The sequence below is a fragment of the Ensifer sp. KUDG1 genome (genome assembly GCF_050434285.1).
Lineage (GTDB): Bacteria > Pseudomonadota > Alphaproteobacteria > Rhizobiales > Rhizobiaceae > Ensifer.
The window spans coordinates 338,159-351,080 of sequence record NZ_JBNDIG010000005.1 but is presented as its reverse complement, the minus strand read 5'-3'; the positions used below and the strand labels follow the sequence as shown (position 1 = coordinate 351,080).

At 62.8% G+C, this 12,922-nt stretch carries 13 protein-coding genes; 10 read left to right on the top strand and 3 right to left on the bottom strand.

Translation table 11 applies throughout. The annotated features are described in order from the left end of the window. Positions 1-158: 158 nt before the first annotated feature. The 6 genes from M2267_RS16155 to era all read left to right on the top strand — a co-directional run bounded on the left by M2267_RS16155 (position 159) and on the right by era (position 4,025). Entirely contained in the window at positions 159-308 is a 150-nt protein-coding gene (locus tag M2267_RS16155; RefSeq protein ID WP_065377015.1) for a DUF3563 family protein, read from the top strand. Between the two features lie 188 nt (positions 309-496). Further along, positions 497-1,051 (top strand): DUF2062 domain-containing protein, encoded by a 555-nt coding sequence (locus tag M2267_RS16150; protein ID WP_192447420.1) that lies wholly within the window; start codon positions 497-499, stop codon positions 1,049-1,051. Continuing rightward, entirely contained in the window at positions 1,048-1,467 is a 420-nt protein-coding gene (acpS, locus tag M2267_RS16145) for a holo-ACP synthase (RefSeq protein WP_034804122.1), read from the top strand. The genes M2267_RS16150 and acpS overlap by 4 nt, the downstream gene beginning before the upstream one ends. A 160-nt stretch (positions 1,468-1,627) precedes the next feature. Continuing rightward, positions 1,628-2,371: a signal peptidase I gene (gene lepB, locus M2267_RS16140; RefSeq protein ID WP_043616659.1), complete on the top strand. Its 744-nt coding sequence runs from the start codon at positions 1,628-1,630 to the stop codon at positions 2,369-2,371. Then, a complete protein-coding gene (gene rnc / locus M2267_RS16135; RefSeq protein ID WP_429115475.1) occupies positions 2,371-3,087 on the top strand; it encodes a ribonuclease III in 717 nt (238 codons plus the stop codon). Before lepB ends, rnc begins: the two co-directional genes overlap by 1 nt. A gap of 8 nt (positions 3,088-3,095) precedes the next feature. After that, the gene (gene era, locus M2267_RS16130) at positions 3,096-4,025 is read left to right on the top strand and encodes a GTPase Era (RefSeq protein ID WP_043616701.1); all 930 of its coding nucleotides are present in this window, start codon (positions 3,096-3,098) and stop codon (positions 4,023-4,025) included. An 80-nt stretch (positions 4,026-4,105) separates the two neighbouring features. Here era and arsC read toward each other — a convergent pair whose 3' ends face one another. Beyond that, on the bottom strand, positions 4,106-4,534 hold the full coding sequence (gene arsC / locus M2267_RS16125) for an arsenate reductase (glutaredoxin) (protein ID WP_429115432.1): 429 nt from the start codon (positions 4,532-4,534) through the stop codon (positions 4,106-4,108). A gap of 102 nt (positions 4,535-4,636) precedes the next feature. Next, the gene (locus tag M2267_RS16120) at positions 4,637-5,626 is read right to left on the bottom strand and encodes a glycerophosphodiester phosphodiesterase family protein (RefSeq protein WP_429115431.1); all 990 of its coding nucleotides are present in this window, start codon (positions 5,624-5,626) and stop codon (positions 4,637-4,639) included. Positions 5,627-5,806: 180 nt separating this feature from the next. On the opposite strand from M2267_RS16120, the gene M2267_RS16115 reads away from it, so the two are divergent. The 4 genes from M2267_RS16115 (at position 5,807) to M2267_RS16100 (ending at position 11,412) form a co-directional block, all read left to right on the top strand. Further along, on the top strand, positions 5,807-6,805 hold the full coding sequence (locus tag M2267_RS16115) for a glutathione S-transferase family protein (RefSeq protein WP_429115429.1): 999 nt from the start codon (positions 5,807-5,809) through the stop codon (positions 6,803-6,805). A gap of 337 nt (positions 6,806-7,142) precedes the next feature. Next, positions 7,143-8,450: a class I SAM-dependent methyltransferase gene (locus M2267_RS16110; RefSeq protein ID WP_429115427.1), complete on the top strand. Its 1,308-nt coding sequence runs from the start codon at positions 7,143-7,145 to the stop codon at positions 8,448-8,450. Positions 8,451-8,590: 140 nt separating this feature from the next. Beyond that, a complete protein-coding gene (locus M2267_RS16105; protein ID WP_429115425.1) occupies positions 8,591-10,900 on the top strand; it encodes a Tex family protein in 2,310 nt (769 codons plus the stop codon). Between the two features lie 194 nt (positions 10,901-11,094). Beyond that, positions 11,095-11,412 carry a hypothetical protein gene (locus tag M2267_RS16100; RefSeq protein ID WP_043616646.1) on the top strand — a complete coding sequence of 106 codons (318 nt, stop codon included), beginning with the start codon at positions 11,095-11,097 and terminating at the stop codon, positions 11,410-11,412. A 30-nt stretch (positions 11,413-11,442) separates the two neighbouring features. Here M2267_RS16100 and rkpK read toward each other — a convergent pair whose 3' ends face one another. Continuing rightward, entirely contained in the window at positions 11,443-12,756 is a 1,314-nt protein-coding gene (gene rkpK, locus M2267_RS16095) for a UDP-glucose 6-dehydrogenase (protein ID WP_043616643.1), read from the bottom strand. Positions 12,757-12,922 lie beyond the last annotated feature (166 nt).

Below are 12,922 nucleotides of genomic sequence, written 5' to 3'. Positions count from 1 at the left end.
GGCTGCGCCCTGCGCAATTGCCTGCAAAACAGGCAGGCTGCGCATGGCGAAACGGCAAGCCATGCCAATGGCGCATGGCTGCCGCCATTTCCTGTATCTGGTGGAACAGGGACCTCTAAACTATCTTCTCGGTCGGGAGGTAAACAAAGAGGTTTGCCATGTTTAATCAGTTGAAGAAGATCACCCGCGCTCTGCGCGTCCCCACTCAGGAAGAGCGCGAGCTCGCCTATCTCAATAGCTCGGTCGACCGTATCGACCTCGAGTACCGCCAGCGCCAGATCGATCGCGGCCTGTTCCGTAACTACTAAGCCCGCTGGGTCCCGTCTTCTGGCGGCATCCTGAGCCATGCGTTCGCCGGATGGCTCGCCTGCGACATGCGCGCGGCGCCTGGGCGGGTTGCAAGCGACAGGCAGGACGCCTATCTTGCGGCCAGCAAACAGGCGGACGCGCGGTCTTGTGCCGGCTGACGGCTTAAAGACGCGGTCATGACGGCATAATGTTATTCAGGCGCAGAAAACCGGTTACGATTTCCGAAAGGCTGCGGTCCATCCTTTGGCCGCGCAAAGGGTTTGCGCGCGGCCTGCGTTATGTGACGCTGCGCGTGTTGCGCCTTTCATCGACACCGCATTCGATTGCCGTCGGCGTGGCGGCGGGTGCCGCTTCGTCCTTCACGCCATTTTTCGGCCTGCACATCATTATTGCCGTTGCGCTCGCTTTCCTGTTCTCGGGTAATCTCGTCGCGGCCGCGATCACGACAGCGCTCGCCAATCCCGTGACGATCCCGATGATCCTGACGGCGTCCTACGAACTTGGGACGGCGATCCTCGGCGTCGAGAGCGCGCACGCCGCAAGCTCGGCCGACGTCATGCGCATGGTCGAGCACCTCGACCTTCCGGCTCTTTGGGGTCCGGTGTTCAAGCCGATGCTGGTGGGCTCGTTGCCGCTCGCGGCAGGCGGCGCACTTCTTTCCTACATTGCGGCTTACCAGGCGGCCCGGCTCTTTCAAAAGCGCCGCCGGGCACGCACCAAAGAGCTTGGATCCTCTTCATGATCATAGGCATAGGCAGCGATCTGATCGATATCAGACGGATCGAAAACTCGCTTTCCCGCTTCGGCGAACGCTTCGTTCAGCGCTGTTTTACCGAGATCGAGATCGCCAAGTCCGAAGGGCGGAAGAACCGCGCGGCATCTTACGCCAAGCGCTTCGCCGCCAAGGAAGCCTGTTCGAAGGCGCTCGGAACGGGCCTCGCGCAAGGCGTCTTCTGGAAAGACATGGGCGTCATCAATTTGCCGGGCGGCAAGCCAACGATGAACCTGACCGGAGGTGCCGCGGCGCGTCTGGAGCAGATGCTGCCGCCGCATCATCGCGCCGCCATCCATCTGACGATTACCGACGATTTCCCCCTGGCCCAGGCCTTCGTGATTATCGAGGCGCTGCCCGTTGCCCCGATTGAGGGAACGGTTTAGAGCATTCCGCTGGAAAAACCGGCCCTGACCAATTGAAGGGGCGGCGGTTTGCAGCATATGAGACCGGGATTGCGCGCAGTCCAAAGCCGGACCGAGAGTCCGGACAAAAGTTGAGAGCAGGCCCCGCGCGGGCGTTGCGATGATAAAGGAACACAGTAGCGTGGCAGAAAAGACAGAAGCGAAGCAGAGCGGCCTCTGGGAGAACGTGAAGGTCGTCATCCAGGCATTGCTCCTGGCTTTGGTCATCCGTACGGTTCTCTTTCAGCCCTTCACCATTCCGTCCGGCTCGATGATGCCGACGCTGCTGGTTGGCGACTACATCTTCGTCAACAAGTTCGCCTACGGCTTCTCCAAGTATTCGCTGCCGCTTTCGCCCGACCTGTTCTCCGGCCGCATCTTCGCAAGTGAGCCGAAGCGCGGCGATATCGTCGTGTTCCGCTTCCCGCCGAACCCGGATATCGACTACATCAAGCGTCTCGTCGGCCTTCCGGGCGACCGCATCCAGGTGCGCAACAGCATTCTCTACATCAATGACAAGCCGGTTGAGCGCACGCCGGATGGCGGTTTCCGCGCCGACGACCAATACGACACCGGCGCCGACGTTCCGGTTTTCCGCGAAACGATGGACAATGGCGTCTCCTATGACACGCTTGACCAGTTCCCGGATGCACGCGGCGACAACACCCGCGAGTTCATCGTGCCCGCCGGCCATTACTTCATGATGGGCGACAACCGCGACAACTCGGCCGACAGCCGCTTCGACGTCGGCTTCGTGCCGGCCGAAAACCTGGTCGGCCGCGCCAGCATGATCTTCTTCTCGCTCGGTCACGACACGTCGTTCCGCCAAGTGTGGAAGTGGCCGACGAACCTGCGCTACGACCGTCTGTTCAAGGCGGTCGAATGATGAAGTCGCGGTCGCTGGGCGCGGAGGATCGGGTAAAGCTTGAGGCCGTGATCGGTTATCAGTTCGCGGAGAAGGAGCGCCTTGACCGGGCGCTCACCCATTCCAGCGCGCGAAGCGCCAAGGGTTCGAACTATCAGCGCCTCGAATTCCTGGGCGACCGGGTGCTCGGGCTTTGCGTGGCAGAGCTTCTGTTCCAGACCTTTCGCGATGCCAATGAGGGCGAGCTTTCGGTCCGGCTGAACCAGCTCGTCAGCGCCGAAAGCTGCGCCAAGGTCGCCGACGACCTGGAGCTGCACCAATTCATCCGCACGGGCTCGGACGTCAAGAAGATAACCGGCAAGGCGATGATGAATGTGCGGGCGGATGTGGTAGAGTCGCTGATCGCCGCCATCTATCTCGATGGCGGTCTCGAAGCTGCCCGCGGCTTCGTGCTGCGCCATTGGAAAGACCGCGCAGTGCGCGCCGATGGGGCTCGCCGCGATGCAAAGACCGAATTGCAGGAATGGGCGCATGCCAAGTTCGGCACCGCGCCAGCCTACCGGACGGATGAGCGTTCCGGCCCTGACCACGACCCCCGCTTCACGGTAACCGTCGAAGTCACGGGTGTCGCGCCGGAGACCGGAACGGACAGATCCAAGCGCGGAGCCGAACAGGTAGCCGCGACGAAATTGTTGGAACGCGAAGGCGTGTGGCGGAAGAGTTCCGCCGGAAATTGACGGAAAACATGACGGACATGGAAAAAGATACGGCCGCCGAAGGCGCGCCGACCCACTCGGGCTTCGTGGCGATGATCGGCGCGACCAACGCCGGCAAATCGACCCTGGTCAACCGCCTCGTCGGCGCCAAGGTTTCGATCGTCAGCCACAAGGTGCAGACGACGCGCGCGATCGTGCGTGGCATCGCCATTCATGACAACGCCCAGATCGTTTTCATGGACACGCCCGGCATCTTCAAGCCGCGCCGCCGGCTCGACCGCGCCATGGTCACGACCGCCTGGGGCGGCGCCAAGGATGCGGACGTGATCATGTTCCTGATCGATAGCGAACGCGGCCTGAAGGGCGATGCGGAAGCGATCCTCGAGGGCCTCAAGGAAGTGCACCAGCCGAAGATCCTGGTGCTGAACAAGATCGACCAGGTGCGTCCTGAAGACCTCTTGAAGCTGGCGGCTGCCGCCAACGAGACGATCAAGTTCGAGCGCACCTTCATGATCTCGGCGCTGAACGGCTCGGGCTGCAAGGATCTGATGGATTACCTGGCCGAGACGCTGCCGGAAGGCCCCTGGTACTATCCGGAAGACCAGATCTCCGATCTGCCGATGCGTCAGCTCGCCGCTGAAATCACCCGCGAAAAGCTCTTTTTGCGTCTGCATCAGGAGCTTCCCTACGCCTCGCATGTCGAGACCGAGAAGTGGGAAGAGCGCAAGGACGGCTCGGTGCGCATCGAGCAGGTGATCTATGTCGAGCGCGAGAGCCAGAAGAAGATTGCGCTTGGCAAGGGCGGTGACGCGATCAAGGCGATCTCGACCGCATCGCGCAAGGAGATCTCCGAGATCCTCGAGCAGCCGGTGCACCTGTTCCTGTTCGTCAAGGTACGCGAGAACTGGGGCGACGACCCCGAGCGCTTCCGCGAAATGGGCCTGGAATTCCCGCGATAAGGCCGCGCGCACACCGTCTGGTGTGATGTTTTTCGGCACCCGTTGAAACGGGTGCCGTGCCGCTCACCGCCCAGGTGGGCTCAAGCGCCTGAAATGCGCTTTCCATTTGCATCGAGAACCGGTTCGCCGTCCTCCTTCGAGAACGGGCCCTTCTGCGTGTCGGGCAGGATGTCGAGCACCCGTTCGGACGGGCGGCAGAGCCGGGTGCCGATCGGGGTGACGACGAAGGGGCGGTTGATAAGGATCGGGTGCGCCATCATCGCTTCGAGCAGCCGTTCGTCGCTGACCGTGGGGTCGCCGAGCCCAAGCTCCGCACAGGGCGTGCCTTTCTCGCGGAGAGCGTCACGCACGGTCAGGCCGGCATCGGCTATGATCTTTTCCAGCGCCTGTCGAGACGGCGGCGCCTGCAGATACTCGATGACCGTCGGCTCGATACCGGCGTTGCGGATCATCGCCAGCGTGTTGCGCGAGGTGCCGCAGGCGGGGTTGTGGTAGATCGTGACGTTCATGTGCTTGCCTTCCGCGGAATTGAGGCCGCCGTTGCGGCCAGCGTCGACGGTTGCTCAAAGCCATAGGGTCGAAGCTCGCTGCAGGCAAGCCGGCCGCCCGTGTCAGTTCGTACCGGCGTCGGCGACTTGCCGCTTTGCGAGCGCCGGGCCGATCATCTCGATCCGGTTGGTCCAGATGTAACCGGAGAACCCTGGCGGTACCATTTCCAGATCCTGCATCGTGTCGATGCCGGTGGTGGAGTCGCCACCGTCAAAGGGGCCGAGCAGGATGATCTCGCTTCCGGCCGCCTTCATCCGCGCAGCAAAGCGGTCGGGCCAGCCCCAGAGAAACGGCGCATAGTTTCCCGGCACGGCGACGAGGGTGTTCTTGCACGCGTCCGGGACGATGCCGGTCCAGCCGTAGCCGAAGTACTGCATCAGGCATGCCTTCGTCGACGTCCGGTCGTAACCGCGCATACCCTCCAGGCGTTTCAGCGTCTCGCGGGTCGGCTCTTCGCCGCCGTAGACGCCGAAAACGGCCTCCCGCCATTGCGGTTGCGCCTCGACGCGCGCTGCGAGTTCTGCGCCTTCTTCGGCGCGCCGGCTCTTGAAGTTGATCAGGAACTTGCGGTCGGGCAGGGCGGCCAGCACCTCCTCGAGCGTCGGCATCTGGCCGACGCCCTTGCCGCGGAAGGGGAAGGTCTTGCCGCCGTCGGCCGTATAGCCGTAGCCGATGTCGAGAGACTTCAGCGTCGCCATCGGCGTTTCCTCGGTCACGCCCTTGGCCTCTGTCCGGCAATCGAGCGTCCAGTCGTGGAAGACGGCGAACTGTCTGTCGGGCGTCAGATGCACGTCGAGTTCGACGACATCGGCGCCTACCTCGAAGGCCGCCTGCATCGAGGCAATCGTGTTTTCGAGATAGGGATGCTCCGGCGTCCTGATGATCGTCGCCGTACACGTGTCCCTGCCGACATTCTCCTTCGGATAGGTTTGATGCATGCCCCGGTGGGCAAGCAGCTTTGCGGCACCCGCCGGCGGCGCGATGAACAACGATGTGTTCATCAACCACACGACCGCGACAAACAGCACGAAAATGGCAAGCGCTTTCTTCATCCTGATTCTCCTCTGGGAATCGGGATTGCCCGACATTGTGGCGCGACGATGTTGCTTTGCACGTATCGCGTGCGTGCATGTCGCGGATTGCGAACAATGTGTCACCCCTGCGCGCGATTGACCGTGAGCCGGGCCCCGTGAGAGGTAGCCGTCACTGACGTGCGATCCAGGAGAAGTGAGATGCCGCAACTCGTCGAAGGAAAATGGGTCAAGGGCGACGTTGCGGCGAGCGAGATGAAGGGCGGCGCGTTCCACCGCGAGCCGACGCGGTTTCACCGCTGGATCACGCCCGAAGGCAGGCCGGGCCCGGACGGGCAAGAAGCCTTGCCGGCCGAGGCCGGACGCTACCGCCTGTTCGTTTCCTATCTTTGCCCCTGGGCCTCGCGCACGATCGCCTTCCGCAATCTCAAGGGCTTGCAGGACATTGTCGGCCTGACCGTTTCCAATCCGGAACTGGGCGAAGACGGCTGGGTTTATGACGAACCCGTCGATGCCGGCGCGCGCGTCGGCAAGATCCGCTTCCATCACGAACTCTATGTGGCGAGCGACCCGACCTACACCGGAAAGGTCTCTGTTCCCGTACTCTGGGACATGCGGGAAGGGCGGATCGTCAACAACGAGTCCGCCGATATCATCCGCATCCTGAACTCGGCCTTCGACGGGCTCACCGGCAACCGGCTCGACTTCTACCCCGAGACGCTGCGTGCCGAGATCGACCGCTGGAACGGCCCGATCTACGAGCGTGTCAACAATGGCGTCTATCGCTCCGGCTTCGCCAAGACCCAGGGCGCTTATGAGGAGGCGGTGGCAAGCCTGTTCGGCATGCTCGACGAACTGGAGGCTCACCTTGCGGACAACCGCTATCTTGCCGGCGAGCACCTGACAGAGGCCGACATCCGCCTCTTCGTCACCCTGGTTCGCTTCGACGCGGCCTATCACGGGGCGTTCAAATGCAACATCCGCCGGATCGAGGACTATCCGGCGCTGTCGAACTACCTGCGCGAAATCTACCAGTGGCCAGGCATCCGCGAGAGCGTGCGTATCGACCACATCAAGCGCGGCTACTACGGCATTGCCCACATCAACCCGACGCGCATCGTGCCTGCAGGCCCGCTGCTCGATTTCGACCGACCCCATGACCGCGCGCGTCTGCCCGGTCTAGGCGTCGCTGAAATCTAGGTTTGTTTCTCAGCATTTGCTAAGGAAACAAATTTATGAGGGGCCATAAAGAACCCATTGCCAATCGATCGAAGCTTCCTACCTTAATTTGAGTTCTGATGGATAAGAGCCCGATGGCGGCGGCCTGACGAATTCTCGGCGCGGCACCCAAGAGGAGCCTGATGTGTCCCGCCGGATACCCGTGAGGCTACGCCCGTGCCGGTTCTCGCCGCTTCCGGACGCGCTGGCGCCTGTTCCCGATGCGCCCCTCGCAACCACTCCTGAAGCCCCGAAAGAGCCGACCCTTCGCATCTCTCATGCACCAGGACACGTTCGGTAGGTCTGGTAGGGGTGGGATATGAATGCAGCATTGTTGACATTGCTTCGCCGTCTGGTGCGCAACGGTAACCTGACGGTCGTATTTTCTTCCGGCGAAGAAGTGATCCTGGGTGACGGCAGTGGAAAGCCGGCATCAATCCGCATCATCGATGCGGAGGCGGAGGCGGCGATCGTTCGCGATCCCGCTCTTCGCTTCGGTGAAATGTACATGGACGGGCGTGTCGTCATCGAGAAGGGCGATATCTTTGACGTGCTCTCGATCGTGAAGAGGAACGGGCTCGAGAACGCCGCAACAGCGACCAATACGTTGGCGGCCCTCTGGCATGTGTTGCGCCAGCAGATGCGGAGCCGCATGCCGGTCAACCGCAACCGGCACAACGTCGCCCATCACTACGATCTCGATCGTAAGCTCTTCAACCTGTTCCTCGATGAGGACTGGCAATATTCCTGCGCCTATTTTCAACCGCGTGGAATATCGCTCGATGCGGCCCAACTCGCCAAGAAACGGCACATCGCGGCAAAGCTCCTGCTGGAGCCCGGCCAGAAGGTGCTGGAGGTCGGCTCCGGCTGGGGCGGCATGGCCATGTATCTGGCCGAATCCTCGGGCGTTGAGGTTACCGGCATCACGCTCAGCGAAGAGCAGCTGAAGGTCTCGCGTGATCGCGCCGCCAGGCGCGGGCTCTCCGATCGCGTCCGCTTCGAACTGCAGGACTATCGCACCCTGCAAGGCCGGCAGTTCGACCGCATTGTCTCCGTGGGCATGTTCGAGCATGTCGGCATCGGCAACTACGGCAACTTCTTCGAGAAGATGAACGCGCTGCTGAAGCCTGAAGGCGTCATGCTGCTGCATTCGATCGGCCAGATCTACAAGCCCTGGGCCACCAATCCGTGGATCGAGAAGTACATCTTTCCCGGCGGCTATATCCCGGCGATTTCGGAGGTTTTGCCTTCCGTCGAGCGCACGCGGCTCCTGGTGAAAGATGTCGAAATCCTGCCGATGCATTACGCCTGGACATTGAAAGCCTGGCGCGAGCGCTTCGTCGCCCGGCGCGAGGAGGCGATCAAGCTCTACGACGAGCGGTTCTTCCGCATGTGGGAGTTCTATCTGGCTGCGTCGGAGACGGCCTTCCTCTACGACAAGCATTTCATCTTCCAGCTGCAGATCTCGCCGTCACTCAGTGCGGTTCCGGCTTCGCGCGGCTATATCGAGGAGAGGGAGCGGCAACTGATCGAGTTCGAAAAGCGCCGCCCACCGCTCGAACCCGTCAATACCTGGGATGCCGTGCCTGAGCAGGAGCATGTCGAGCCTGCCTCCATGGCGTGCTGAACCATCGGCCGTCCCGCCTGAAAGCGGGGCGGCCGATCCATCTTCTGTGGAGTTCCGGTTTTCCGCCGAAGGCCTTCACTTGGCCTTCAAGGTCTGCGCCTTTATGGTCGCCGACCAAACAGCAAAGACGGAATTCCCATATGGCCAGCCCTGCAAAACCCATCGCCGCCATTATCGCCAGCGAAATCAAGGCAACACCTTCGCAGGTCGTTGCGGCGGTCGAGCTGCTTGACGAGGGCGCCACGGTGCCGTTCATCGCACGTTACCGCAAGGAAGTGACGGGTGGGCTCGACGATACGCAGCTGCGTACGCTTGCGGAACGGCTGACCTATCTGCGCGAACTCGAGGCGCGCCGGGCATCGATCCTCGAATCGATCCGCGGCCAGGACAAGCTGACCGCCGAACTCGAAGCCAAGATCGCCGCCGTCGAAACCAAGGCCGAACTCGAAGACATCTATCTGCCCTATAAGCCGAAGCGCCGGACCAAGGCCGAGATCGCCCGCGAGCGTGGCCTCGGGCCTCTGGCAGAGGCGATCCTTGCCGATCGCTCGGTGGCACCTGCCGACCGCGCCGCTGCCTTCCTGACTGCCGAGGTGGCCGACGTGAAGACGGCGCTCGACGGTGCGCGCGACATCATCGCCGAAGGTATGACGGAAAATGCCGATCTGCTCGGCCGCCTGCGCAACCACATGAAGGGCGCCGCCTTCCTGCGCGCCAAGGTCGTCGACGGCAAGCAGGAGGCGGGCGCCAAGTTCTCCGACTACTTCGATCATTCCGAGCGCTGGGCGACGACACCGGGCCACCGGGCGCTGGCCATGCTGCGCGGCTGGAACGAAGAGGTGCTCTCGGTCGACATCGTCGTCGACCAGGACGATACCTCGCCGGTCAAGCCGGTCGAGCGCATGATCGCGGCCGCCTACAATGTTGGCGGTCACCTGCCGGGCGACAAGTGGCTTGCCGAGATGATCGGCTGGACCTGGCGCGTGAAGCTTTCCATGTCGCTGTCGCTCGACCTCATGCGCGAACTGCGCGAGCGCGCCGAGGAAGAGGCGATCCACGTTTTTGCCCGAAACCTCAAGGATCTGCTGCTGGCGGCACCTGCGGGATCGCGGGCGACGATGGGGCTCGACCCGGGCATCCGCACCGGCGTCAAGGTCGCCATCGTCGACGGCACCGGCAAGTTGCTCGAAACGACGACCGTCTACCCGTTCCCGCCGAAGAACGACGTCCGCGGCACCCAGGCCGAACTCGCTTCGCTGATCCGCAAGCACAAGGTGGAACTGATCGCGATTGGCAACGGCACCGGCAGCCGCGAAACCGAAAAGCTCGTGGCCGACATGCTCTCGCAGCTTCCGGCGCCGAAGCCGACGAAGGTCATCGTCTCCGAGGCCGGCGCCTCGGTTTATTCGGCGTCCGAAACCGCCGCCCTGGAATTCCCCGGTCTCGACGTTTCGCTGCGCGGCGCGGTCTCGATCGCCCGTCGCCTGCAGGATCCGCTCGCCGAACTCGTGAAGATCGAGCCGAAGTCGATCGGTGTTGGCCAGTACCAGCACGACGTCGACCAGTCGAAGCTCAGCCGCTCACTGGATGCGGTGGTGGAAGATGCGGTGAATGCCGTTGGTGTGGACGTCAACACGGCTTCTGCTCCGCTGCTTGCCCGTGTGTCCGGTCTCGGCAAATCCTCGGCCGAGGCGATTGTCGCCCATCGCGACGCGACCGGCCCCTTTGCGAGCCGCAAGGAACTGTTGAACGTGCCGCGTCTTGGCGCCCGCACCTTCGAACAGTGCGCGGGCTTCCTGCGCATTCCGAACGGCAAGGAGCCGCTCGACGCCTCCTCGGTCCATCCGGAGGCCTATGGTGTCGCCAAGAAGATCGTTGCGGCCTGTGGTCGCGACGTCCGGGCGTTGATGGGCGACAGCGTCGCTCTGAAGAGCCTCGATCCGAAGGTCTTCGTCGACGAGCGCTTCGGCTTGCCGACGGTCAAGGATATCCTTGCGGAACTGGAAAAGCCCGGCCGCGACCCGCGCCCGAGCTTCAAGACCGCGACCTTCGCCGACGGTGTCGACGACATCAAGGATTTGAAGGTCGGCATGCAGCTCGAGGGCACCGTGACCAATGTCGCCGCTTTCGGCGCCTTCGTCGATATCGGCGTGCACCAGGACGGCCTCGTGCACGTGTCTCAGCTGGCGGATCGCTTCGTCAAGGATCCGCATGAGGTGGTAAAGGCCGGGGATGTGGTGACCGTTCGTGTCACCGAGGTCGATGTTCCCCGCAAGCGGATCGGTCTCACCATGCGCAAGGATGGTGGCGCCGAGACGGGCCGCGAGCCGCGGTCAGGCGCACCGGGCGGCAACAACAATCGTGGTCCGGCCCCGCGCCAGCAGAAGCCGCAGCAACCGGCCCAGGGCGCCTTCGGTGCGGCGCTGATGGAAGCGATGAAGCGCAAATAGGGCAGAGCTTCGCCGCGGGCGCATCCGGCGCCCCGGCCGCTTGCTCTATAAATTAGCTAATTGTAATAATCCGGCCTTTCCACCATACTGGCTGCAGGGCGGCGCGGGTCTACCGTGCCCATGCCGCAGCCGGCCGGCGACGGAAAGGTCAACGCAAACTCCTTCGCCGCGCGTCCGGTGAAAGGAGTTCGGTGATGGTGGGCAGTGCGATCCGCGGCCTGGCATTGGCCGCCCTCTTGGCGGCGGGCGTGGTGGCGCGTCCGGTTCCCGCGATCTCCCAGGCTCCGGTCAATTGTGCCGACCGGTCCGAAGTGATCGGGTTTCTGACGCGACAATATCAGGAGAAGCCGGCGGCAACCGCGCTGATCAACCAGCAGGCGATCATGGAGATATACGCTGCCGACAATGGCAGCTGGACGCTGATCGTCACCGACGTCAACGGGCGCAGCTGCGTCATCCTCGCCGGCAAGAGCTGGGAAACCCTGCCGCCCTTGCCGATACCGAAGGCCTAGCCTCTGGGGGAGCGAGCTCAGCCGCTCCTGTCAGAGCGAGCGGCCGACGCTCGAATAGCTGAAGCCGTGCTTCACCACCTCGTCCTGGCGGTAAATGTTCCTGAGGTCGACGAGAATGGGCGTCTTCATCACGGTCTTGAGCCGGCGGAAGTCGAGTGCCCGGAACTCGTTCCATTCGGTAACGATCACCAGTGCATCCGCTTCGTTGGCGGCCTCGTAGGGGTCGCTGGCATAGTCGATCCCGTCGATCAGCTTCTTCGCGTTTTCCATGCCTTCCGGATCATAGCCGATGACATGGGCGCCGGCATCCTGCAGCGTCTGCACGACCACGATCGCCGGGCTGTCGCGCATGTCGTCGGTGTTCGGCTTGAAGGTGAGGCCGAGGATTGCGATCTTGCGGCCGCGCACGTCGCCACCGGCGGCGGCGATGACCTTGCGGCCCATGGCCCGCTTGCGGTTGTCGTTGACGGCCACCGTCGTCTCGACCAGCCGTACCGGGCTGTCATAGTCCTGCGCGGTCTTGACCAGCGCCAGGGTGTCCTTCGGGAAGCACGATCCGCCGTAACCGGGGCCGGCATGCAGGAACTTCGAACCGATACGGCCATCAAGGCCGATGCCGCGGGCAACGTCCTGGACGTTGGCGCCGACCCGTTCGCACAGGTCCGCCATCTCGTTGATGAAGGTGATCTTCATCGCGAGGAACGCATTGCCGGCATATTTGATCAGCTCGGAGGTGCGGCGCGAGGTGAAGACCAGCGGCGACTGGTTGAGATAGAGCGGGCGATAGACCTCGGTCATCACGTCCCGTGCCCGCGCGTCGTCGCCCGAAAGGCCGATGACGATGCGGTCCGGCCGCTTGAAGTCTTCGATCGCGGCACCTTCGCGCAGGAACTCCGGGTTGGAAACGACGGCGAAATCGGCGTCCGGATTGGTTTCGCGGATGATGCGTTCGACCTCGTCGCCGGTGCCGACCGGAACGGTCGATTTCGTCACGATCACGGTGAACCCCTTGAGGTTCTGGGCAATCTCGCGGGCAGCGGCATGCACATAGGAAAGGTCGGCATGGCCGTCGCCGCGCCGCGACGGGGTGCCGACCGCAATGAAGATGACGTCGCTGTCGGCGACGGCGGCAACGAGATCGGTCGTGAAGGTGAGACGGCCCGAAGCGACGTTGCTTGCCACCAGCTGGTCGAGACCGGGTTCGAAGATCGGAATGCGCCCCTGCATCAAGGCGTCGATCTTGCTCTCATCCTTGTCGAGACAAACGACGTCGTGACCGAAGTCCGCAAAACACACGCCGGAAACAAGGCCAACATAGCCGGCGCCGATCATCGTGATTTTCATAGGCTCTTTCCCTTGTTGTGTTCCACCGCGAGCTCAGTTCATAGAACGTGCAATTGCGTATTTTTGCAATTGCTTATGCGCTCAGGTTCACACCCATTTATGCTCGATTGCGCGTAAAGCAAGCCGTCCCGCCAACAGAATGATCCGTGGGGATTAGCTGGCGAGC